Genomic DNA, 25,049 nt, shown 5'->3' with positions numbered 1-25,049 from the left:
CAATAAATGAACAAGCAGCTTCAATGAATAAACTTGCAGAACTATCGAATAATTTAGATAAATTAATAGATAAATTTAAAGTATAATTAATAAAAGGGAACATCTTTAACTATAAAAGATAAAGATGTTCCCTTTTTACATTATTTATATAAATATATAAAGCATCTATTGAAGATTTTGAATATAGTAATATATCATAGCCTAAATTAGGGAAATAAAAATAATTATTAAAGTAATATATAAATTTTATAGATCTTTAATTAACAACTAAAAGCTTTATAAAAGTAAAAGTTAAGATATTGTTAATTAATATAGTAATAAATTTAAAGATTGTTAATTGGGATAGGGATAAGTTATAGTGTATAATTAAATTATAAAAAAATATTTTTAAGGAGGTAATATGATTGAATTAATGATTATATGTGGATTAATACTATTAATTTGCATAACATCCAGTAAAATTTTATACAAGTTTGGAGTTCCTATGCTTTTAATTTTTATAGTATTAGGAATGTTATTTGGCTCTGATGGGATTGTAGGAATATATTTTGATAATTATGATTTAACCAGTAAAATATGCTCATTAGGATTAGTATTTATAATGTTCTATGGTGGTTTTGGAACCAATTGGAAGACCGCTAGAAAGTCAGCTGTTCCATCTATATTAATGTCTACCTTAGGGGTTATAATTACAGCTGGGTTAACGGGATTATTTTGTTACTTTGTACTAGGCACTAGTTTGTTAGAGGGGCTACTTATTGGGTCTGTAGTAGGATCAACTGATGCTGCATCTGTGTTTTCAATATTACGTTCCCAGAAACTTAACTTAAAAGGCTCTTTAGCACCATTATTAGAAATAGAAAGTGGTAGTAATGACCCTATTGCGTATATGTTAACACTTATAGTTTTAACTCTTATGTCTAATTCAGGTGTAGAATCAATAGTTCCAATGATAATAAAACAAATATTGTTTGGAATATTAGTAGGAAGTGTATTAGCAAAAGCAACTGTTTATATAATAAGGCGTGCTAATTTTGAAGTAGAAGGATTTTATACTATATTTATAACAGCTATTGCTATATTGTCATATGCAGTTACTGAATGGCTTGGTGGAAATGGGTATCTAAGCGTATATATGGCAGGTATAATAATAGGTAATAGTAAAATACCACATAAGAAGAGTTTATTCCATTTCTTTGATGGAGTATCATGGATAATGCAAATAGGTTTATTCTTTATGTTAGGCTTATTATCATTCCCATCTGAATTACCAAGTGTAATTGGTATATCTATAGCAATATCGATATTTATGATAGTAATAGCAAGACCTCTTGCTACATTTATTATATTAAGCAAATTTGATTATTCTGTAAAAGAAAAAATATTTATTTCATGGGTAGGATTAAGAGGGGCAGCCTCAATAGTTTTTGCAATATACGCAGTAACCTATGGAGTAAATATACAAAATGATATATTTCATATAATGTTCTTTATAGCTTTATTCTCTGTTGCAATTCAAGGAACATTAATACCAAAGGTTGCTCAAAAGCTAGATTTAGTAGATGATAGTACTCCTGTTTTAAGAACCTTTAATGACTATAAAGAAGATAAAAGCACAAAACTTATGGAAGTTAATATATTAGAAGATAGTAAATGGGCTGATAAGAGTATTATGGACTCAGATATTCCTGAAGATATATTAATAGTAATGATAAAACGTAATGATGAAGTTATAGTACCTAAGGGATCTACAATTGTAAAAAGCGGAGATGTATTAGTGTTAAGTGCTAATAGCTTTGATAATTTAGTTTATTAATTTAGTGTATACTTGTAATATAATATTATATATTGAAAATTGGAGATAATGCTTATGGGTAGAAAAGAAAAAGTAATAAAAGAAAATATAATAGATGAAACATATATAGATAAAAGAAAAATAGGATATTATTCAACTCCAAATTTTATAAGTAATTATATTGCAAGACGAGTATTAGGAATAAATAGTAGTGGTAAAAGTGTACTTGATCCTTGTTGTGGAAGAGAGGAAATGCTTAAACCATTTGAGAGTTTTAATATAGATACTTATGGTATAGATATTATTAAGTATAAAAAAGAATATAACTGTAAATTTAAAAATACAGATTTTATAAAATATTATTATAAGAATATTGATGGAAATAAAAAGAATAAAGAGTTAAATCATGATTACTATGTATTAAATCCACCTTATAATTGTCATGAAGTAGAATATATAAGGGAAAATAAAAAGGAGCTAAAAAGATATTTTGGAGATGTAGGAACTTATAATATGTATGGGATATTTATATCAGCAATAATAGATTTAGCAAAGGATGGAGCAGCGATAGGAATAATAACTCATGATTCCTTCTTAACATCTAAAAGCTATGAGGGACTTAGGAAAAAAATCTTAAAGACCTGTTCTATACATGAAATAACAATGTGTTCAACAGATTTGTTTTCTGAGCAAGGTGCGGATGTTAGAACAAGCATAGTTATATTACAAAAGGGGCTAGATTTCCAAGGAAATATAATTATAAATAATAGATGTACAAATAAAAATGAATTAATAAAAACATTAAACTCTAATAAAAATAAATATAAAGTAAATTCTTTAAAAAACATTATATTGAACAATAAATATGATAATAGTGAATTCTTAATAGAATGTCCTGAAGATATTAAGATATTATTTAATAATGATAGATTAAAAGATAAGTTTAATTGTATAACTGGAATTTCAACTGGAAATGATAAGCTATATTTATCAACGGAAAAAGTAGAACCATATACAGTTCCATTTTATAAAAATCCAGGAAAAGATAAGTTCTATACAGATAAGGTCATGTATATTAATAAGGATTTTATTAATATTTCAAGAGGGATTTCTAACTTTATAGTAAGAAACAAAGAGCTTTTATATAAATCAGGAATAATTTGTTCATCTATGGGGGTTCAATTTACTGCTTGCAAGTTACCTAAAGAAAGTACCTTCGGTGTAAACACATGCATTATATGTAATGATGAAGACAGCTTTTGGCTTTTATCTTATTTAAATTCTACTTTAGTAACTTATATTGTAAGAGGAATTTTAAATAGAAGTAACATGATAACTTCTGGATATGTCTCTAGAATACCCTTAATTAATTTTAATGATAATATAAAAAGTGATTTATGTAATTTAGGAAAGTTAGCATATGAAAAGTCTAAAAATAAAGAAGATATTAAAGATATATTAATTGATATTGATAATATTATTAATAAAGAAGCTAATTTATGCAGTGAAACAATTTCATATATAAACGAGTTTAAAATTAACTTAGTTAAAAGAACCTAAAAAACAGTCTTTATGACTGTTTTTTAGGTTAAGTTACTCGTCTAATGGATCAAATTCATCTTTTGAAGCTCCGCAAACTGGGCAAACCCAATCATCTGGTAGATCTTCGAACGCTGTATCAGGATCTATTCCGTTTTCAGGATCTCCATATTCTGGATCATAGATATAGGTACAAGGTACGCAAATATATTGCTGCATTAATATAAACCTCCTAAAATTCCTTTATATTTTAAAATGTATTGGGTATAGTATTAAAATATGATATAAATTATTATAAATAATAAAATATAGTATGATAGTATTAGAGTAGAGGTGATAACATGGGAAGAAAAAATAGTAAAAATAATGACTTACTAAGTAGTGTAAGAAAAGATACATCTCCTAAAATATATTCTTTATTAGTAGATTTAGTTAATGATAATAGAGAGGATTTAGCAGAAATAGTATTGAAGATAGATTATCTATTAGAATATACAAGTACATGTATAAATCATAAAGATTTTGAAGAGGCTAAAGAAACTATAAAAAGGGTAGAAGATAGAATAAAGATATTAGAAACTGAAGGGAAAGATATTGAATATTTAAAGTATCTTTATGAAGGAATAAAAAAGAAGTGTAAATAATAAAAAAACATAATATAAAAGGCTATTTAATGCTTACCTTAAGCTTAAAATAGCCTTGTTTAATTTAATTATTTTCTTTTTCTATTAGCGACTTCGATGTTTACTTTTCTCTTATTAAGCTTAACACCGATACATTTATCAAGAACTTTATCTTTAATATCAGGAGATATATTAACAAATGAGAAGTTTTCTAATATGTCTATATCACCTATAGAAGAAGCCTTTACTCTAGCAGTATCCTTAATAAAGTTAACTAGAGTCTTAGGATTTATACCATCTCTTCTTCCAATAGATAAGAATAAGCGTATATCCTCTGACTTAGGAGCTTCTAAAGCATTAGATGTATAAGTTTCAAGTAACTCATCATTAAATTTATTCTTTATTAAAGCTGCAATAATCTCTACAGAATCATACTTTTCAGTTAATTCTTTTGCTACTGGAATAAACTTTGAGTAATCTGAGTCATTTATAGTATTAGTAACATCCTCTAATATAGATGTAGATTTACTATTAAATATATCACTAACTGTTGGGATATTTTTTCTAACAATATCACTTTTAGTTACTGATTTTATTTGCTTTAGCATTGAGAACTCCTTAGGAGAAACTAATGAGTAAGCAGTACCTTCTCTGTTTGCTCTTCCAGTTCTACCTATTCTATGAACATAGCTTTCAACGTCTTGCGGTAAGTCATAGTTTATAACGTGTGTTATACCTTCAACATCTATTCCTCTTGCAGCTACATCAGTTGCAACTAAATAATTTAAAGAACCTTCTTTAAACTTCTTTAAAGTTCTTAATCTATGTGCTTGAGACATATCTCCGTGCATACCCTCAACAACATATCCTCTTGATTGCATACCTTCAACTAATTCATCTACACCCTTCTTAGTTCTACAGAAGATAATAGCAGATGATGGAGTATCGAAATCTAAAACTCTACAAAGTGCTTCAAATCTTGTTTTATGAGATACTTCAAAAAAGTTTTGACTTATCTTAGATACAGTCATAGAAGTCTTCTTTATAGATATATGCTTAGCATCTGGTTTCATATATCTCTTAGCTAATTTTCTTATTGGATCAGGCATAGTCGCTGAGAATAATAAAGTTTGTCTTTCAGATGGTAATTGCTTTATTATATCTTCTAAGTCATCTATGAATCCCATATTTAACATTTCATCAGCTTCATCTAAAACTAGGAATTTAATCTTATCTAATTTTATAGTTCCTCTTTTTATATGATCTAAAACTCTACCTGGAGTACCAACCACTATATTTACATTTCTCTTTAATGCTCTTATTTGGTTTGTTATTGGATCTCCACCATAAACAGGTAATATTGTTAAATCGTCATATTTTGATAATCTTTTTAGCTCATCATTAACTTGGATAGCTAATTCTCTTGTTGGGGCTAGTATTATAGCACTAAGACCACTTTTACTAGAAATATGATTAATAATTCCACATCCGAAAGCAGCAGTTTTACCAGTACCAGTTTGAGCTTGACCGATAAGGTCATATCCTTGTATAGCTACAGGTATTGCTTCAGCTTGTATTTGTGATGGTTTTTCAAAACCTAAATCATTAATAGATTTCAAAAGGGTATCCTTAAGCCCTAAGTTACTAAATTTTATTTCGTTCATTCAAAATCCTCTTTCTTTTAGTATTTAAAATAATTTATAATTAAATATAATATATATTTTTTTCATTTTTATATAAGTTGTTTTAATATTAGCTTTACTTATATCGTATCAAATTATAATATGATTTAATTAAATATTTATTATAACTTATATATTATTTTTTCTTAACTAGCTTAGTATACACTAAAATTGAAAAATATGCTCGTATTATTTACTAGTAAAATAAGTTATTTTGTAATAAATATTAAAAAAACAACAAGTAAAGGTTTACCGGGAGGAACCATATGGAAAATAAAGAAGGAAAATTGTATTTTTGTAAAATAAATATCAGTATCGGATCAATATATATAGTAAAAAGTGATGAAGGATTAAGGAAAATAGAATTAATAGAAGAAAAGTGGATTAAATTTAAAGAAAATAATATTAATTTAATTGAAGATGAATATAAATGTAAGGATGTAATAGATCAAATAAATGAATATTTAGATGGAAAGAGAGAAAAATTTGATTTAAAGCTAGATATAGAAGGAACAGAGTTTAGAAAGCTAGTATGGAAGGAACTTAATAATATACCTTATGGAGAGTTAAAAAGTTATAGTTATATAGCTAATAAAATAGGAAAGGATAAAGCTGTAAGAGCAATTGGTCAGGCTAATAGATCTAATCCTGTTCCTATAATAATTCCATGCCATAGAGTTATAGGGAAAAGTGGAAAATTACTAGGTTATGCTGGAAATCATACAGATATACAAAGAAAATTAATAGATTTTGAAAAAAATACTCTAAAAAATAATAAAAAGTAATTTTTTGTTATTGTAAATTTCATACAAATAATATTTTACAAAAAAAGGAAGGGTGATTTTATCTCCCTTTTTTTTATTAGTAAGTTTTTATTTTAATATTGTAAATTATTTATAAGTAATTTAGTATATATTTAAATAGTATTTTAAAAGTATTTTAATTATAATTATTAATAGTAATTAATTAGTATTTAAATAGTATTTTATTATTAATTAAATAGTAGTTTTTTAGTAATATAAAAGTAAAATAATATTTTTGAAATAAATTAAAAAGTATTTAATTAGTAAAGTTATTATGGAGGGGTTATGGATAATCAACTTGTTCAAGATTTTAATAAGTTATATTTTAGTAAGAAACAAATCTCAAGAAGAGTTTTTGATAAAGAAGAATTGGAAGAAATTTGGGAAAACATTGAGTTAGAAAGAAAGAAATCATCTGATGAAAAAAAACTTAATTTTAAAGATTATACTGAATATTGGTATAATAATACTGATGATATAGTAAGTGATAGTATATTTATAAATGAGGCAAACAGCTTAGAGATATTTGATTATTTATCATTAAATACAAGGGATAATATAAAGAAATCAGCAGAGCAACTAGAAATATTAGAGTTATTTAGACTAGAAAATGTAGAATTACCAGAAGATATTAAAATAAAAATACTTTCAATTCTTAATGAGAATGAAAATATAGATAGCAATTTTTTGTGTAGTTTATATAATGTAATTGAAAATAAAAGCACACTAAATAATGAAAAAAATCTAGAAGAGTATTTTAATTATATGTGTAGAGACATGAAAGATTTATATAATTTGGAGAATTTATTAAAATTCATAAATAATGAAGAGGAAAAAAGTAAGATTATAAAATCAGCTACCATATACTTTTATATATTAGTAAATAAGCCATTTTTATCTTATAATAATTTAATTGCAGAAATAGTTTCATACAAGTATTTGTTAAGCAGTGGATATGAAATTTTTAAGTATTGTACTTCATCAAATTTAATAAAGGATAAATTAAAAAAATATAATAGTGCAATAGAGAATAGCATATCCTCAAATGGAGATATAACATATTTTATAAGATTTTATCTAGGTATATTAAGAAATGCTGTTGAAGACTTAAATAGCAATTTAAGCTATAAATTTGGTAGAAAAATAATAAAAGAAATAATTGAAAAAAATAATGTAAAACTTGAAGATAGACAAATTAAATTTATTAATAGTGCTTTAACATCTAGAACTAATGTAGTAACCATTGATAACTACAAAAAGAAACTAAATTTATCCTATGAAACGTCTAGAAGTGACTTAAATTATTTAGTAACATTAGGAGTTTTTAAAATAGCAAAAATGGGAAAGAGATATGAGTATTATATGAATGACATATCCACAATAATAGATAATTTTGAAGAATAAGGTTGACAAATTTGAATAATTGTTAGAAAATAACTAAGGAAAAAAAATTAGTATTAATGAGCAGATGGGCGGCGAGACTACCCATGTGCTCTTTTTTTATGCATTTTATTAAACAAAAGAGGGGGAAACAATATGAAGAATCTACTAAAGGATAAAGCTTTCATGAAAACAATGCTTACATTAGCTTTACCAATAACACTTCAAAACTTTATAACATCATCATTAAATCTTGTTGATAATTTAATGGTTGGTAGGCTAGGAGAAGAAGCTATTGCTGCTGTAGGCTTAGCTAATCAATATTTCTTTATTTTTATGTTATGTATTTCTGGTATAAATGCAGGTGCTAGTGTATTTATGTCTCAATATTGGGGAAAAAAAGATGTATCTAATATCAAAAAGGTACTTGGATTAGATATTACTATTGGATTAATAGCATCATTAATATTTGGGGGAGCTGCATTTGTTTTAGCAGAACCAATAATGAGTATTTTATCAAGGGATCCTCAAGTTATAGAATTAGGTGGGCAATATTTAAGAATTATTGCAATAAGCTTTATATTTACTGGTTTTACTCAAGCATTTTCTTCAGCATTAAGAAGTTCAGAACAGCCAAAAGTGCCTATGTATGCAAGCTTAATAGGAGTATTATGTAATGCATTTTTAAACTGGGTATTTATTTTTGGTAACTTAGGTGTAAAGCCAATGGGGGTAGCTGGAGCTGCCTTAGCAACAACAATAGCACGTACTATAGAAATGATTTATATAATTACAATGATATATGTCAAAAATAATGTTATAGCTTCAAAGGTTAAAGAGCTATTATCATTCGATATGAACTTTATAAAAATCTATTTTAATACATCTACCGCTGTTATAGCGAATGAATTATTATGGTCATTAGGAATGACTGCATATTCAGTTGCTTATGCACAAATAGGTACAAGTGCTGTTGCTACTATGCAAATTGCAACAACTTTAAATAATATGTTTATGGTATTATGTATAGGATTAGCTTCTGCAGCTGCTATTATGGTTGGCAATAAAATAGGTTCAAATGAAGAAGATGTTGCAGTTGATTATTCACATAAAATAGGAAAAGTGGCACCAATACTTGGGTTAGTAATAGGAGTATTAGTTTGGATTTTAGCACCACAAATAGTTAAGCCTTTTAATGTAGAAGCAGAAACATTTAAGAATACTGTAAAAGTATTAAGAATAATGGCATTAATAAGTCCTATAAGATCTTACAATGTAGTTATGATTGTAGGTATATTTAGAGGTGGTGGAGATACACTTTATTCAACATTAGTACAATTAGGAACAGTTTGGTTTTATGCAGTGCCAATGGCATTTTTATCAGCTACAATATTTAGTCTACCAATAACTTTTGTATATTTATTAATATGTACAGAAGAGTTTATTAAAATTTTCTTTGAAAGAAGCAGATTAAAATCAGGAAAATGGATTAAAAACGTAATAGAAGAATATGAGATAACTGCATAACGCAATAAATAATAAAAGGAGAAGAATTTTAAATAAAATATATTTTAAAAGTTTTTAGACCTTAAATTTAAAATTATGCATATTAAATTTCTCTCTATATATAAACAAAAAAGACCTGAAGACTTATATAAAATTTCAGGTCTTTTTTATTAGTTATTTTAAAAATACTTCTAGTGTTAATAAAGACTAGTTTGGTAACTTACTTTTGATTATTTCATAAACTTTTTTAGGTAAAGCATCTTGTTCTTCCTTAGTCAAATTAGCTATTTCTATAGCAGGATGAATATATAAATCAACATTAGCTGGCTTTATAATCCACTTACGGCTATTTGATTCCATTATCTTATAAGAGCCGCTCATTGTAACAGGAACTATTGGTACCTTAGATTTTGTTGCTAACTTAAAGCTACCAGCTTTAAAATCTCTCATTTTGTCACCTTTACTTCTTGTACCTTCTGGGAATATAACTAAGGAATGTCCATCTTTTAGAACTTTAACACCCTGTACTATAGCCTCAGCAGCTTTTCTTATATTACTTCTATCCATAAAAATACAATGCATATACTCCATCCATGTACTAACCCCAGGAATTTTTTTTACTTCTATTTTTGATACAAATCCTTTTAGACCAGGAATTTTACTAATGTATATTGGAATATCAAAATTACCTTGGTGATTTCCTATAAATAAAACATTTTTATCTTTGGGAAGGTTTTCTAACCCATGAACTGTAACCTTAACTCCTGCAACTTTTAGAAGACCATTAGCCCAGGAAGTAGTGGCTTTATAAACAACTCTTTCCTTTTCTTTTTCTAGTCCTTTCTTATCAAGACTTTTTGTTTTTATCATACGAGGCATACTGATTAATAAAGCAATAAAAAAGTATATATACCAAACAATAGATCTAAGCATGAAAATCAAATCCTTTCAATAATTTAATAAAATTACATAAATAAAGTATACAACAAAGTGAGACTATATAAAAGTATATAAATTTCTTTAATAAACAGACAAGCCTTATATGCAAGTAACTATATAAAGAATATGCACATATAGTAAACAATAAAGCGTATTTTTGAGGTGAAAATTTTGGAAAGGTTAGTTCCATGGAAAGTTATTATAGACTTTAAAGATGGTGTGTCTCAATTGGGGCCAGTAACTCCGAGAAATTATATAGTTACTTATTCTAATAATACTGAAGAGATAATGGTATCTATAGGTGGTGGTTATGACCAAATAAAAGTGAGTGTGAATGATGATGAAATGCATGGAGAATGGCATGAAAAGAACGGAAAAAATATTTTGTATCTTTATGTAAATGTAGATGGAGAAGAGAATGATATAGATAAAATAAAAAAGAAAGATAAAATATATAGAAGAAGACTTCCGTTGATAATTAATTCAATAATACTGAGTGATAGGCAATTAATAGAAAAATACCCTCATTTAGATAACTCAGATGTATTTATAAAGTTTAATTCAAAGTATGAAGACTTCTATAAAGTAGAAAACTGGGGGAAATTAAAGGAGTATAAATATATTCAAGAAACTTACGATAATTTCTATGGTTATAACTTAGTAGAGAAATTTCAATTAGTAGAAGAGGAAACTAGAAAAAAGAAAAATAAACTTAGTAATGAAGAAGAAGTTATATTAAACCTTTTAAATCCATATATACAGACACAACTATGCGTATTATATGGAGCAGGAATAATTTACTGTGTAGATAAAAGTGAAATTATTAACATTAATAAAATAAAATCAATAGATGGTTGTGATAAAATATATGAAGTATCTGCAGCTATTAATATAAAATTAAACTCAAAAGTTAAAAAGCTTAAAGTAGATTTAATTGTAAAATCTAATGGGGTAATTATAAAAAGTATCAAGGAATAAATTAAACATATGGAGATAACATATGCTTAGGATAATATTGACATGTGCATAATGTTATTATACAATTTAGTTGTAATTGTGTCTCCATAGTTCAATGGATAGAACAGTCCCCTCCTAAGGGACAGATACAGGTTCGATCCCTGTTGGGGATACCATAAAAGGCTGTAAACCTAGTTATATAAAGGGTTTACGGCTTTTATTTTATGCCAGTGATGCCTAAAAGGTGCCTTTTGTATTTTGGTTCATCTTGTGGTGTCATCAAATTACAATTTATTTTTAAATATATTTAGAGGATAAAGTGAATTTTGAAAAAATATATGGCAATAACTCTTATGATAAATTTTATGATGTGTTTGGAACGCTTAGAGATGAGAAAATGCTAGAGAATATAAAGAATCAATATGAAGTAGCTAAAGAGCGAAAACGTAGTTATTATGAAAACTTTAAAAGTAACTACAATAATTATAATTTATATGGTGGTTATCAGAGTCATAAACATAGTAACCACAATGAGAGCGATAAAAGTAAATATAAGAAACTATATAAAACTTTAGCAAAGGGATATCACTCAAATATAGTAAAAGATGATGGAGAAGTGATGAAAATAGTTAATCAGCTAAAAGAGAATTGGGGTATATAGTAGTTACCTAATAAATTTATGTAGTAACTACACTTAAATCGCTGATATAACTAGATTTTAAAGATGCTTTATGCTAAAACAAGCATAAGCATAATAATTAAATAGAATTAGTACCTCACTATTTTAGTGGAGAGTTTCATATAATAGACTATGGGAATTATATCAGTTTAGACTGAGGAATATCCTGTGGTCTTTTTATTTTTATTCCGCAATTCTAATAAATGAGTGGACTACATAAGTAATCTACTCTATAGGAGGGAAAAGGTATGAGTATTTATGCTATGTCAGATTTGCATGGTTGCTATAATAAGTTTATAAATATGATTAACTTAATAGATTTTAATGAAACTGATGAACTTTATATTCTTGGAGATATATTTGATAGAGGACCTAATCCATTAGGAATATTAGACTATGTATTAGGCCATAAAAATATAACGTTAATAAAAGGCAATCATGAAAAAATGCTTGAAGAGTACTTTGAGAGTGGAAACCCTATATTATGGTTTTACAATGGTGGGCAATCAACTCATATACAGATAATGGAGAAGGACTATATATATCAAGAAACTTTATATAAATATATTAAAGATTTACCTATAATTAAGGTTGTTGATAAGTTCATATTAGTTCATGCTGGATTACATTTTGATAAAAACTGTGATGATCTAGAGTTAGAGGGATTTTTAAAACAAGAAGAAGATATATGTTTATGGGATAGAAGTAATATAGGCAATGAGAAGAAATATAGAGATTATACAGTGGTCTGTGGACATACACCAGTACAAACAATTAACAATAATGATGATGATGATGATGATTATGATGTGAAAATCAAAATAGTAGATAAAACAATATATATTGATTGCGGGTGTGTATTTGAAGAGGCAAATGGAAAACTAGCTTGTTTAAGATTAGATGATATGAAAGAGTTTTATGTTTAAGGAGGGGGTGAATGGATAAAGAAGTATGCTAATATTTAGCATTGGCCAATATATTTCATAGAAACCTATGAGAATGTAGGTTGTTGTGGTGTGAGACCATATGACTCCAAAAAAATGCTTTTGAAATGGGGATACATTTAAAAGATCAGTATTAGGAAAAATGATTTGCACAAGAAGCATTTTAGGCTTATGGGTAATAATCATTAGAGAACCTAATGATATTAGATAACCTATATTTGTAGTTATCATATAAATTAATAAAGTAACTACACAGAAATATCAGTAAAATTGACTTTTTCATTTTAAAAGGAAAAGTCTATAGTATTAATTTTATATTGTATAGTTATAATTGAAACAATGAATGTAATTATAGTAGGGTATATGGCAAAGATACAAATTAGATATGAGAATGAAATAGAAGGGTTAAAGATAATTAAAGCATTAAAAGGAATTAATATTAAAAAGATAAGTAAGCCATTAAAGACACGTAAGTTTTATAGGTTTTACTTAGATATAGAGTAGGTACTAAGAAATGTATTAAAGTAACTACAAGGAAGTGATATAGAGGCAACAAGTGTAGTATTTTACATGTTTAAGGTAAGTGGAGTAACTTTTAATTTTCAAATAATGGATGAAACCGCTAAAAATAACAAAATTGGCGTAGCATAACGCCACGCCAATTTACACATAAATATTTTCTTAATTCAGAGTAGGTAATCTCTTCTTTTTTAAAAATTTCTAGTTTTTCCATAGTATGAAGCTCACTTTATAATTGATTTTTTTGTTTTTAAAGGACCTCACGAAACGTTATCCCCCTGTAAACCCTTGATTTTACTAGGTTTATCAAGAAATTCAGTAGATAAAAAATATCTATATAATATTTAAATATGCAGAAAACTATAACTTTTAAAAATTTTTAACAAATAAAATTGTTAAACTTACATATGCCCACTTTCTTATTTTATAAGCTTATCATTTCTGTAAGAAAGAGGAGAAACACCTTGTTTTTCCTTAAACTTTTTAGAAAAATGGCTAGAATCACAATAACCTAGCAATTGAGATATTTCTAAAATATTTTTAGAAGTAGTCTTAAGTAGTATTTTAGCTCTATTAATCTTTAGATCGTGAATATAGTCAACAATAGAAATCCCCATAGTTTTACTAAATAAGGAACTAAGATAAGATGGTGAATTATTAAGTTCGCCTGCCATTTCATTTAATGAGAAATAATTTTCAACATGCATATGAAGATAATGTAAAATACGATTAACAGCAAAGTTAGAAGTAATCTCCATATTATTAATGATTTGTACTGTATATTTTTCAAACATTTTTATTTCAAGTTCTTGAAGTTCAACAAGTGAATTGCATTTAATAATATTTAAATAAAAGAAATTGTAAACATCATGTAAAGCAATTTTTATAATCTTATCTTTAATAATCTCTTTAGATAAAAAAGCATTCCAAATTATTAAGTCATATTTCTTTTCATCAATATCCTTTTCGATAGAAATTTCATAAATATGTTTTTTCTTAAGATGATCTAATATTTGGTTAAAGTCATTAGTTTTTATAAATGTTTGAAAATCAGTATAAAAAAACTGATCATCTCCTATAAATTTATCAGTATCTAAATGATTATTCATTAGCATTCCCCTTAATAATTTTATATAAAAATTATACAATAAATCGAAAAAATATAAAAGAAATAAAATAATATGATGCTATAATTCAAATTAAAGAAGCTGCTTAATATATTATGCAAACGATTTAAAATGAAATAAGTTAATGAAGTAGGAGGAAATAAGTAATGATCAAAAGTATAACAAGAGAAGCAATACATCATATCCCTAAAAGCAACTATTCTTATGGATACGATAAAGATACACTACATATAAGAATTAAAACTAAAAAGGGTGAAGTTAAAAAAGCTTATCTTAGAATTGGAGATCCTTATATTTGGGATGAAGGTGGCTGTGATGGCGGAAATATGAATGCAGGGGGAAGTACATGGACTGGTGGAGTCAGTATTGAAATGAGAAAAGAAGTAGAAACTGAATACTTTGATCATTGGATAGCAGAACATAAACCAGAGAAAAAGCGTTCAAGATATGCATTTATATTAGAGGGAGAAGATGAAAAAATATTATTTACAGAAAAAAGAGTTCATCTTTTAGATGGAAACTCAGATGAAAGTAAACTGTGTAGAATAGGAGATTTTTATTGTTTTCCATATTTAAACAATATGGATGTAGCAAAGGCGCCAGAATGGGCAAAAAGTACAATTTGGTATCAAATATTTCCAGATAGGTTTTGTAACGGAGATAAATCTATAGATCCTGAAAATGTAGAACCATGGGGAACAGAGCCAACAGGTAAAAACTTCATGGGGGGAGATTTGCAAGGAGTAATAGATAAGCTAGATTATTTATGTGATTTAGGAATAACAGGTCTATATTTCTGTCCAATATTTAAAGCTACAACTAATCATAGGTATGATACAATAGATTATTTAGAAATAGATCCAACTTTAGGGGATAAGGAAACATTTAAAAAGCTAGTTGATGAAGCACATAAAAGAGGTATGAAAATAATGCTAGATGCAGTATTTAACCACCTAGGATACTTCTCTCCACAATGGCAAGATGTCGTTGCTAATAATGAAAATTCTAAGTATAAAGATTGGTTTTATATAAATAAGTTTCCGGTTGTAGATAAGCCATTAAGAGAGTTAGATGGAAGAAATTTAAATTATGAAACTTTTGGACGTACAGCTATGATGCCTAAGATAAATACGGAAAATCCTGAAGTTATTGAGTATTTATTAAAGGTAGCTGAATACTGGAGTGGGGAAATGAATATAGATGCATGGAGATTGGATGTATGTAATGAAGTTGACCATGTCTTTTGGAGAAAGTTTAGAGAAAAAGTGCTAAGTGTAAATCCAGATACTTATATTCTAGGAGAAGTATGGCATGATGGATTACCGTGGTTAATGGGAGATCAGTTTGATTCAGTAATGAATTATCCATTATCAGAAGCAATAAAAGAATATTTTTGCACAAATCAAATAAATACAGAGCAGTTTAAATATTTAGTAAATCAAATAAGTGTAAGTTATCAAAATCAAATAAATGAAGTTACTTTTAATTTACTAGATAGCCATGACACGCCAAGAATACTAACAGTAGCAAATGGAAACAAAGATAAAGTAAAGTTATCCTTGTTATTTATGTTCACTCAAGTTGGATCACCATGTATATATTATGGAACTGAGTACAGCATGGAAGGTAATCAGGGAATGGGGCAAGAATTTCATAGAAGGTGTATGGTATGGGACGAAGAAAAGCAAGATAAAGAAATGTTTGAATTTACTAAAAAGCTAATTAAGCTTAAAAAGGAGCACTTAGAATTTAAATCAATCGAAAATGAATGGGTGCTAACAGAAAAAGAAAATCCAGTGCTGATATATAAAAGAGGAGATATAACGGTAATAATAAATAATTCAGAGGAAGCAGCTGAAATAGATCTACTAGAAGAATTAAAAAATAAAAACAAAATAGATATATTTAATGAAAAAGAAATCAATTTCAAAGATAGACTAAAATTAGAAGCGTATAAATTTGTTGTAATTAAATAAAAAAACAAAAAATACTGAAAATTTATCAAAAAAATGTTGAATATTAAAAAAAATAATGCTACTATAAAATAAATCGATTTCATAAATCGAACAGAATATTGGAAACAATTCCAATTGGTTTTAAAATAAATTTAAGTAGAAAATATTGATAAATTAGGGCTAGATTATTCAATAGATTCTATAATAAGGATTTTGTAGATATAAATAAAGGATTTAATTTAAGCATAGGTTGTAATATTAAATTAGATATAGAAAGACCTTAGCAGATATGTTTATTAGAAACTTTATTGAAAATCTACAAATCAACTTTATTTCTGGAAACGCTTCCAAGAAATAAGGACAAACTAATACAAATAACAAATTTTTAATTGATATAAAGATTAATCTTTATATAAATAATTTTATGGAGGGACAATAATGTTTAAGAAAAAATTTATAGCATTAGTTATGGCTACTTTAGTGGCAGGATCAGCACTAACAGGTTGTGGAAGTTCAGGAAAGACTTCAAAGGGTGAGACGTTAACAGTTTGGACTAAGGTTACTGATAAAGAAAGAGAGGTAATCCAAACTCATGCTAATAATTGGGGAAAAGAAAATGGATATGAAATACAGGTGTTAAATGATGATGGCGGAGCTCAAGATTTCTTGCAAGTAGCTAACTCAAGTAAGGCACCTGATATGTATATAGGTGTAGGTCATGATAACTTATCAACATACCAAGTTGCAGGGGTTGTAGATGAAGTTCCAAGTTCTTTTGATAGAACAGGTTATGTAAATGAATCAGTTTGGAATGCTACAGCAATAGGTGGAAAGAACTATGCAGTTCCATTTGCACAAGAAACTGTTGCGTTATTATACAACAAAGATAAGGTGAAAGAAGTACCAAAAACAATGGAAGAATTAATTGAAGTGGCAAAAGCACATGGACCAAATGGATTCCAAATTGATTTAGGAAACTTCTATATTACTGGAGGTATCATTCAAACAACTGGAGGATATATATTTGGAGGAGAAGAAGGTAACTTAAATGGAAAAGATATTGGATTAGCAAGTCCTGGTTCAATAGTAGGTTTCCAATTCCTTCAAGATTTAGTTCAAAAACATAAATTAATGCCAGTTGATGTTACAGGAGATATTGCATCTGCAAACTTTAAGTCTGGAGAATCAATATTCTATATATCAGGATCATGGGATATAGCTCAAATGGTTGATGCAGGAATTAACTTAGGGGTTGCAGAAGTTCCATCAATAGGTGGAAAGCCATATAAATCATTCTTAGGTGTACAAACAGGTTTTGTAACAGCTAAATCAAGCAAAAAAGAAGCTGCTTGGAAATTAATGGAGTACTTAAGCAAAAACATGGCAGAAGATTACTTTAAAGCAGGTAAGAGAATACCAGTTAGACAAAGTGTTATTGATTCAGGTTTAACATCAGAAGATCCATACTTCCAAGGATTCTTAGATCAATCAAAGAACGCAGTTCCAATGCCAAACATTATTGAAATGCAAGCTGTATGGGGTTCAACAGGAAGTATATCAAGAATTATTAAGGGTGAAGATCCATCAGTAGTGGCACCTGATATTGTTGATGGAATTAAAAAAGGAATACAAACTCAACAATAAAATAAATTGATAAAAGGGATGAATAACATCCCTTTTATTCCTAAGGAGAGAATTGAGATGAAGCAGAAAAAGAAAATTACAGCCAAAGAAAACTTAAGAGCTTTAAAATTTCTATCACCATCAATGATTAGTATGTTTATACTATCAATTTTACCAATAGGATATACAATTTATATTGCATTCACAAATTATAATTTAAAAACAATGAATGGCGATTGGGGATTTGTAGGCTTAAAGAATTTTAAAGATGTTTTAACAGGACCACTTAAGGAAGTGTTTTTACCAGTATTTGCATGGACATTTATTTGTGCAACATTAATTACTTTAGGATGTTTTGCCGTTGGATTGATATTTGCATTAGTACTTTCAAATAAAAATATGAAAGAAGCTTCATTATATAAAGCTTTCTTAGTAGTTCCTTGGGCACTGCCAGGAGCTATAGTTATAGTATCATTCAGTGGATTATTAAATAGCCAATATGGTGCTGTAAATCAAATATTAATGCAATTACACATTATAAATGAGCCAATAATGTGGCTAACACAAGTTGGGCCAGCAAGATTGGCTGTAGTATTAATTAGTATATGGCTTGGATTCCCATATATGATGAATGTTTGTATAGGAGCTTTATCAGCTATACCAGAAACATATTACGAAGCAGCGGACATAGATGGAGCAAATGGATTCCAAAAGTTCTTTAAAATAACATTACCAAGCTTAGCTACAACAGCATTTCCGTTATTAATTGGATCATGGTCATTCAACTTTGGTGGATTCTCAGCAGCATTCCTACTATTATCTGGTGGACCAGTAAGACCGGATACACCTTTTGCAGGTTATACAGACATGTTAGGGTCAGCAGCTTATAAAATGACAACACAATTTGGAAGATTTGACTTAGGTGCGGCATTATCAATAATAATGTTCTTTATTGTAGGAACAATAGCATTCATACAAATGAGGGCATCAGGCCAGTTTAAAGAGGTGGATTAGTATGTTGAATATAAAGAAAGAGAAAAAATATAAGCACAAGAAGAAACTGAATAAACGAGAAAAAACTACATTATGGTTAGGTAGAATATTTATCTGGATAAGCATAGCAATTGTTTTATTCCCAGTAGCTGCAATAGTTACTGCATCATTATCAACAGGATCAAGCTTTATACAAAAAGAACTAATACCTTCAGAAATAACTTTTGATAATTATAGAAAAGTATTAACTGAAACAAATTTCTTGCTTTGGATGTTTAATACAGGTAAAGTTGCGTTATTTGTAGCAATAGTACAAGTATTATTAACTTTACCAGCTGCATATGCATTCTCAAGATTAAGATTCTCAGGAAAAAAATATGGGTTAATGGCATTACTTATACTTCAAATGTTCCCAGCATCAATGGCATTACCAGCAATTCTAGGTGTAGCATATGAGTTACCATGGGGAATGGATAATCACGCATTCTTAATAATAGTAATGTGTGGAGCAAGTGCATACAACATATGGTTAATGAAGGGATTTATTCAAGGATTACCAAAGGAGTTAGATGAGTCAGCATATGTTGATGGAGCAACTCATGGACAAGTATTTAAAAAAATAATATTACCTTTAACTAAACCAATGCTAGTAGTTATTTTCTTCTTCTCATTTATAGGTACCTTTGGAGAGTTCGTATTATCAGCAGCATTATTAAAGGATCCATCAATGAAACTTTTAGTAATGGGACTAAAATCATTCATGGATAAAGGGGTTTCAACAAACTGGACACTTTATGCAGCAGCATCAGTTATGGCTACAATACCTTTAGCAATATTATTCGTATCAATACAAAAATTTGTTGCAACAGGATTAGTTGCAGGAGCTGTTAAGGAATAAAAGTAGTGAATATATACAAAACTATAAAATTATGACTGATAGTATTAAAAAATGTCAGTAATACGTATATAATGGTGATATACAATTATAGTTAAGTAGTAAGGAGAAAAGATAATATGAATATAAGTGATATTGCACGTTTAGCTGGAGTAGGAGTAGGTACTGTATCTAGAGTATTAAATAACCACCCTGATGTAAAAGATAGTACTAGGGAAAAGGTATTAGAAATAATAAAAACAAGTAATTATATACCCAATAATAGTGCTAGAAACCTAAAAAAAAGCAATACAAATAGTATAGGAGTATTAGTAAGAGGTGTGTTCAATCCTTTTTTCTCTGAAATGCTTGATGTTATAAGTAAACAAGTTACTAAAAATGGATATACAATGACTCTTCAACATAATGATTATAGTGATAGAGGAGAGTTATTTAATATAATTAGTTTTATTAAGGAAAGAAAGTTACAGGGATTAATATATTTAGGATGTAACTTAACAGAATTAGATGAAACAACATTTGAAGGAATAAATATACCTGTAGTATTAGCATCTGTAAATACAATGTATGATGATAGAATTAGTAATTTTTCATCAATAGGTATTGAAAATAGTAAGGCAGCATTTAATGCAACTAAATATTTAATAAGCTTAGGTCATTCTAGCATCGGTATAGTACTTGGTGTTAGTGATGATATAGGAATTGGAAAAGAAAGATTTGTAGGATATGTAGAGGCATTAACAGAGGCTAATATTAAAATGGATAATAATAAAGTTGTTTATGGAAACTATAGTTCTAGAGATGCATATAATTCAACAATAGAATTATTAGAAAAGAATAGTGATATTACAGCGATATTTGCAATATCAGATGTTATGGCAGTTGGTTGCGCTAAGGCTATTTATGATAGAGGCTTAAAATTAGGAGAAGATATATCATTAATAGGCTTTGACGGAATGGATATAACGGAATTTAATACTCCTGCAATAACTACTATAGTGCAACCAAGAACACAAATGGCGGAAATGAGTGTAGAGCTATTAGTAGAACTTATTGAAAAGAAAACGGATAATAAACATATAGTTCTAGATACTGAATTAGTAGAAAGGGAATCATGTAAGAATCTTAAGAAATAAGCTATAGGTATTTATGTTAGCACATTGATGATCCAAATGATGCATTATATTAAAGAGCATTATATGGATCTCTAACTTCAATGTGATTAGTAAAGATATTTAGGATTATTTATATGATTAATAAGTATCTTATTTATTGAAATAGATTATAAAAATTTTTTTATAAATAATGAATCGTTTCCAGTTTTTAAAAACTAGCAAAATATTTATTAAATATTAATATAAAAGAAATTAAAGTAGTAAAAATATTAAATAATGAATAAGTTAAAAACAACAAAATATATTTTGTTGTTTAAGGGGAGACAACTATGGAAAGAAGTAGTGGAATATTAATGCACATTTCTTCTTTACCAGGGAAATTTGGAATCGGTTCCTTGGGAAAAGAAGCATATGAGTTTGTAGATTTTTTAAAAAGTTCAGGACAAAAGCATTGGCAGATATTGCCGCTTGGACAAACTAGTTATGGAGATTCTCCATATCAATGTTTTTCAGCATTTGCTGGAAATCCTCATTTTATAGACTTAGATTTATTAAGAAAAGATGGATTATTAAATTCAAGTGACTATGAAAATGTAAATTTTGGAGACAATCCTAGCAAGATAGATTACGATAGAATTTATAAAGCTAGACAACCAATTTTAAGAAGGTCATATGAAAACTTTAAAAAGAATAAGCAAGAAAGTTTTAAAGAATTTAAGGAAGAAAATAAGTTTTGGCTAGAAGATTACAGCCTTTATATGGCAGTAAAAGAGCATTTTAATCTTGTATCATGGCAACAATGGGATAACGATATAAGAGTTAGAGAGCCACAAGCAATTAATAAATATAAAGAAATGTTACAAGATGAAATAGAATACTGGAATTACATCCAATTTAAATTTTTTGAGCAATGGAACAAGTTAAAAAAATATGCAAATGATAATAGTGTAAAAATAATAGGGGATATGCCTATATATGTAGCTGAAGATGGAAGTGATATATGGTCAAATCCAAAGCTATTTAAAATAGATGAAAATATGGCTCCGATATCAGTTGCAGGATGCCCACCAGATGCTTTTTCAGTAACTGGTCAGTTATGGGGAAATCCAATATATGATTGGGACGCTATGGAGAAAGATGGTTATAATTGGTGGATACTAAGAGTAAGAGAAAGCTTCAAGTTATTTGATGTAGTAAGAATAGACCATTTTAGAGGATTTGAATCATATTGGGAAATACCATATGGTGATCCAACTGCTGAGTTTGGTAAGTGGGTAAAGGGTCCAGGAAACAAATTATTTGATGCTATAAAAGCTGAATTAGGAGAGCTAGATATTATAGCAGAAGATTTAGGTTTTATGACTCAAGAAGTAATAGATATGAAAAATGCAACTGGATATCCAGGAATGAAGATTCTTCAATTTGCATTTGGTGGTGGAGATAGTGAGTACCATCCACATAACTACACAGAGAATTGTGTAGTATATACAGGAACACATGACAATGACACAATTAGAGGATGGATAGATTCAGAATTTAACGCAGGGCCTTTGGAGCATGCTAAAAAATATTTAAGATTAACAGAAGAAGAAGGTTATAACTGGGGATTCATAAGAGGTATATGGTCTTCTGTAAGTTATTTATCAATAGCACAAATGCAAGACTTCTTAGATTTAGGAAGTGAAACAAGAACAAATATACCATCAACACTAGGTGGAAATTGGGAGTGGAGAGCTACAAGCGATCAAATTACAGAAGGTCTATCAGAGAAAATTCTAGAATTAACAAAGCTTTATGGAAGAGCATAGATAAAAAACTAAAACTATATAATTAATTAAATAAAGAAAATTATCAATATTGCTTATTATATAAAACCTTGTAGAAATATAAAGTAATCATATTAAAGGAGTAAAACTATGAGATACGGTAAAAATGATTTTTCTAATTATAAAAGGGGTATTGAAAAAGAATGGTTAATAGCAAATGGTAGAAGTGGATTTGCAGGAACAACAATAATAGGTGCTAATTCAAGAAAATATCATTCTTTATTAAATGCATGTTTAAAATCTCCTGATGAGAGGTACAATATATTACCAAAGTTAGAAGAAACAATAGTTGTTAAAGGAGATACGTATCCACTTACAACAACTAGATTTGAAAGTCATATAGTAGAAGGATATAAAAATCTTCAAAGTTTTAAGTACGATGGGATTCCAAGCTATAAATACTTTGTAAAAGGTGCATTTATAGAAAAAAGGGTAACTATGGAATATGGCAAAAACACTACCGTTGTCGAATACATAGTTAGAACCTCAAATAATGAAGTAACTTTAAATTATAATCCATATCTATCTTTCAAAAACCCTGGTCAAGCTGGAAAAGAAGAAAACTTAAAATTTGATAGAGAAGTTACTAATAATGGATTTAAATTAGTTCCTGAAATAAAAAAAGATGTTGAAATAAACATATTTGCTACGGAGGGAACAGTTTCAAGTGAAGAAGAAAGAATAACAGAAAATGTACATTATGATGTAGATGAAAGAACTGGAGATGTTTATTTAGAAGCTTTCTATGTACCGGGAACAATTAGCATAACTATTCCAAAGAATACTATAAGAAAGTTTTATATAATAGCTACAATAGAAAAAGACTTAAATATATGTCCAGAAGAAGTATTTAGAGATTCAAGAGCTAGAATAGAAGAGCTACAAGCTCCATTTAAAAATGATAATAGAATAATAGCTAAATACTTACCTATTTCAGCAGATCATTTTATAGTTGATAGAGATTCAACAAATTGTAAAACTGTATTAGCAGGTTATCCTTGGTTTTTAGACTGGGGAAGAGATACTATGATTGCATTACCAGGATTAGTTTTAGCAACAGGTAGACTTAAGGAAGCTGAAGAAATACTAAGAAGTTTCACTAAATATGAAAAAAATGGATTAATACCGAATATGTTCCCAGATAATGGAGCGGAACCATTATATAATACTGTTGATGCATCATTGTGGTATATACATTGCATATATATGTATCTTTTATATAGCAATGATGAAAAATCATTTGAATTCGTAAAAGAAGAATTATATAGTACAGCTAAAAATATAATAGAAGCATATAAAAATGGAACAGATTTTTCTATTAAAATGCAAGATAACCATCTTATAAGTGCTGGATCAGGGTTAGACCAAGTAACTTGGATGGATGTTAGAGTTAATGGAATAGTTGTAACGCCAAGACATGGCTGTCCTGTAGAAATTAATGCTTTATGGTACAATGCATTAAAGATAATGAGTATTTTAGGAAATAAGCTTGGAGATCCAAACTTTAACGAATATGAAGAGCTATCAGAAAAGGTTAAAGAATCTTTTGTTAAGGAATTCTGGTATGAAGAAGGTCAATATCTTTATGATACAGTAAATGTTAAAGAAAAGGATCCTTCATTAAGACCTAATCAAGTATGGGCAATTTCACTTCCATTTACAATGTTAGATATAGAAAAAGAAAAAAGCGTAATAAATAAAATTCTTGAAGAACTATATACTCCATACGGATTAAGAAGTTTAAATCAAGATCATAAAGATTATAATCCAATATATATTGGAGAGTTATTAGACAGGGATATGGCATATCACCAAGGAACAACATGGTCATTCCCATTAGGTGCATTTATGTCAGCATATTGTAAAGTTAATAATCATTCAGAGGATTCAGTTGAATTTGTAGATGAGTTATTAAAGGACATGGAAAATCATATAAATGATGACTGTATAGGCGGAATAGCAGAAATACTAGATGGAGATTCACCACATACACCAAGAGGATGTTATTCACAGGCTTGGGGAGTAGGAGAAATGTTAAGAGTTTATTATGAGTGCATTTTAGGAAAACAAAAAGAATTAGACAAGGCTCATAATAACTTATTTAAATAATTAATAAAGGCTATCTCAAAATTTGGTGATAGCCTTTTTA

At 28.0% G+C, this 25,049-nt stretch carries 21 protein-coding genes and 1 tRNA gene; 18 read left to right on the top strand and 4 right to left on the bottom strand.

Annotation, left to right across the window (positions count from 1 at the left end; translation table 11 throughout):
- Positions 1 to 400: 400 nt before the first annotated feature.
- Together ACZJV1_RS18330 and ACZJV1_RS18325 are read left to right on the top strand one after the other, a co-directional pair.
- Positions 401 to 1,816: a potassium/proton antiporter gene (locus ACZJV1_RS18330; RefSeq protein WP_411169235.1), complete on the top strand. Its 1,416-nt coding sequence runs from the start codon at positions 401 to 403 to the stop codon at positions 1,814 to 1,816.
- Between the two features lie 54 nt (positions 1,817 to 1,870).
- Positions 1,871 to 3,355 carry an N-6 DNA methylase gene (locus ACZJV1_RS18325; RefSeq protein ID WP_463651005.1) on the top strand — a complete coding sequence of 495 codons (1,485 nt, stop codon included), beginning with the start codon at positions 1,871 to 1,873 and terminating at the stop codon, positions 3,353 to 3,355.
- A gap of 33 nt (positions 3,356 to 3,388) precedes the next feature.
- Here the strand turns inward: ACZJV1_RS18325 and rd are convergent, their stop codons facing one another.
- Positions 3,389 to 3,553 (bottom strand): rubredoxin, encoded by a 165-nt coding sequence (gene rd / locus ACZJV1_RS18320; RefSeq protein WP_460289143.1) that lies wholly within the window; start codon positions 3,551 to 3,553, stop codon positions 3,389 to 3,391.
- Positions 3,554 to 3,675: 122 nt separating this feature from the next.
- Between rd and ACZJV1_RS18315 the strand changes: the two genes are divergently transcribed.
- Positions 3,676 to 3,978 carry a hypothetical protein gene (locus tag ACZJV1_RS18315; RefSeq protein WP_463651004.1) on the top strand — a complete coding sequence of 101 codons (303 nt, stop codon included), beginning with the start codon at positions 3,676 to 3,678 and terminating at the stop codon, positions 3,976 to 3,978.
- A 68-nt stretch (positions 3,979 to 4,046) separates the two neighbouring features.
- Here the strand turns inward: ACZJV1_RS18315 and ACZJV1_RS18310 are convergent, their stop codons facing one another.
- Complete coding sequence (locus tag ACZJV1_RS18310) at positions 4,047 to 5,621, bottom strand: DEAD/DEAH box helicase (RefSeq protein ID WP_411169232.1); 1,575 nt, start codon at positions 5,619 to 5,621, stop codon at positions 4,047 to 4,049.
- Between the two features lie 284 nt (positions 5,622 to 5,905).
- Between ACZJV1_RS18310 and ACZJV1_RS18305 the strand changes: the two genes are divergently transcribed.
- From ACZJV1_RS18305 to ACZJV1_RS18295, 3 genes are all read left to right on the top strand, one after another.
- Entirely contained in the window at positions 5,906 to 6,424 is a 519-nt protein-coding gene (locus ACZJV1_RS18305) for a methylated-DNA--[protein]-cysteine S-methyltransferase (RefSeq protein WP_460289145.1), read from the top strand.
- Between the two features lie 303 nt (positions 6,425 to 6,727).
- Entirely contained in the window at positions 6,728 to 7,846 is a 1,119-nt protein-coding gene (locus ACZJV1_RS18300; protein ID WP_463651003.1) for a Fic family protein, read from the top strand.
- Between the two features lie 132 nt (positions 7,847 to 7,978).
- The gene (locus ACZJV1_RS18295; RefSeq protein ID WP_463651002.1) at positions 7,979 to 9,349 is read left to right on the top strand and encodes an MATE family efflux transporter; all 1,371 of its coding nucleotides are present in this window, start codon (positions 7,979 to 7,981) and stop codon (positions 9,347 to 9,349) included.
- Positions 9,350 to 9,535: 186 nt separating this feature from the next.
- On the opposite strand, the gene ACZJV1_RS18290 is transcribed toward ACZJV1_RS18295, so the two are convergent.
- On the bottom strand, positions 9,536 to 10,261 hold the full coding sequence (locus ACZJV1_RS18290; RefSeq protein WP_463651001.1) for a lysophospholipid acyltransferase family protein: 726 nt from the start codon (positions 10,259 to 10,261) through the stop codon (positions 9,536 to 9,538).
- Positions 10,262 to 10,438: 177 nt separating this feature from the next.
- Between ACZJV1_RS18290 and ACZJV1_RS18285 the strand changes: the two genes are divergently transcribed.
- The 5 genes from ACZJV1_RS18285 to ACZJV1_RS18265 all read left to right on the top strand — a co-directional run bounded on the left by ACZJV1_RS18285 (position 10,439) and on the right by ACZJV1_RS18265 (position 13,351).
- Positions 10,439 to 11,245 carry a staygreen family protein gene (locus ACZJV1_RS18285; protein ID WP_463651000.1) on the top strand — a complete coding sequence of 269 codons (807 nt, stop codon included), beginning with the start codon at positions 10,439 to 10,441 and terminating at the stop codon, positions 11,243 to 11,245.
- A gap of 80 nt (positions 11,246 to 11,325) precedes the next feature.
- A tRNA-Arg gene (locus ACZJV1_RS18280) sits at positions 11,326 to 11,400 on the top strand.
- Between the two features lie 143 nt (positions 11,401 to 11,543).
- Positions 11,544 to 11,885, top strand: a complete 342-nt coding sequence (locus ACZJV1_RS18275; protein WP_463650999.1) for a hypothetical protein — start codon at positions 11,544 to 11,546, stop codon at positions 11,883 to 11,885.
- Positions 11,886 to 12,151: 266 nt separating this feature from the next.
- Entirely contained in the window at positions 12,152 to 12,829 is a 678-nt protein-coding gene (locus ACZJV1_RS18270) for a metallophosphoesterase family protein (RefSeq protein ID WP_463650998.1), read from the top strand.
- Between the two features lie 381 nt (positions 12,830 to 13,210).
- A complete protein-coding gene (locus ACZJV1_RS18265; RefSeq protein WP_463650997.1) occupies positions 13,211 to 13,351 on the top strand; it encodes a hypothetical protein in 141 nt (46 codons plus the stop codon).
- Between the two features lie 434 nt (positions 13,352 to 13,785).
- On the opposite strand, the gene ACZJV1_RS18260 is transcribed toward ACZJV1_RS18265, so the two are convergent.
- On the bottom strand, positions 13,786 to 14,475 hold the full coding sequence (locus ACZJV1_RS18260) for a helix-turn-helix transcriptional regulator (RefSeq protein WP_463650996.1): 690 nt from the start codon (positions 14,473 to 14,475) through the stop codon (positions 13,786 to 13,788).
- A 164-nt stretch (positions 14,476 to 14,639) separates the two neighbouring features.
- Between ACZJV1_RS18260 and ACZJV1_RS18255 the strand changes: the two genes are divergently transcribed.
- From ACZJV1_RS18255 to ACZJV1_RS18225, 7 genes are all read left to right on the top strand, one after another.
- The gene (locus ACZJV1_RS18255; protein ID WP_463650995.1) at positions 14,640 to 16,469 is read left to right on the top strand and encodes a glycoside hydrolase family 13 protein; all 1,830 of its coding nucleotides are present in this window, start codon (positions 14,640 to 14,642) and stop codon (positions 16,467 to 16,469) included.
- A gap of 417 nt (positions 16,470 to 16,886) precedes the next feature.
- On the top strand, positions 16,887 to 18,092 hold the full coding sequence (locus ACZJV1_RS18250) for a sugar ABC transporter substrate-binding protein (protein ID WP_463650994.1): 1,206 nt from the start codon (positions 16,887 to 16,889) through the stop codon (positions 18,090 to 18,092).
- 57 nt (positions 18,093 to 18,149) lie between these two features.
- On the top strand, positions 18,150 to 19,085 hold the full coding sequence (locus tag ACZJV1_RS18245) for a carbohydrate ABC transporter permease (protein ID WP_411169220.1): 936 nt from the start codon (positions 18,150 to 18,152) through the stop codon (positions 19,083 to 19,085).
- Between the two features lies 1 nt (position 19,086).
- The gene (locus tag ACZJV1_RS18240) at positions 19,087 to 19,962 is read left to right on the top strand and encodes a sugar ABC transporter permease (RefSeq protein ID WP_463650993.1); all 876 of its coding nucleotides are present in this window, start codon (positions 19,087 to 19,089) and stop codon (positions 19,960 to 19,962) included.
- 116 nt (positions 19,963 to 20,078) lie between these two features.
- A complete protein-coding gene (locus ACZJV1_RS18235; protein WP_463650992.1) occupies positions 20,079 to 21,095 on the top strand; it encodes a LacI family DNA-binding transcriptional regulator in 1,017 nt (338 codons plus the stop codon).
- 308 nt (positions 21,096 to 21,403) lie between these two features.
- A complete protein-coding gene (malQ, locus tag ACZJV1_RS18230) occupies positions 21,404 to 22,882 on the top strand; it encodes a 4-alpha-glucanotransferase (RefSeq protein WP_463650991.1) in 1,479 nt (492 codons plus the stop codon).
- Between the two features lie 108 nt (positions 22,883 to 22,990).
- Positions 22,991 to 25,009, top strand: a complete 2,019-nt coding sequence (locus ACZJV1_RS18225) for an amylo-alpha-1,6-glucosidase (RefSeq protein ID WP_463650990.1) — start codon at positions 22,991 to 22,993, stop codon at positions 25,007 to 25,009.
- Positions 25,010 to 25,049 lie beyond the last annotated feature (40 nt).

The sequence above is a fragment of the Clostridium sp. LS3 genome (genome assembly GCF_055330225.1).
Note: the sequence above shows the minus strand (reverse complement) of the source record. Positions and strands in the feature narration are given on the sequence as shown.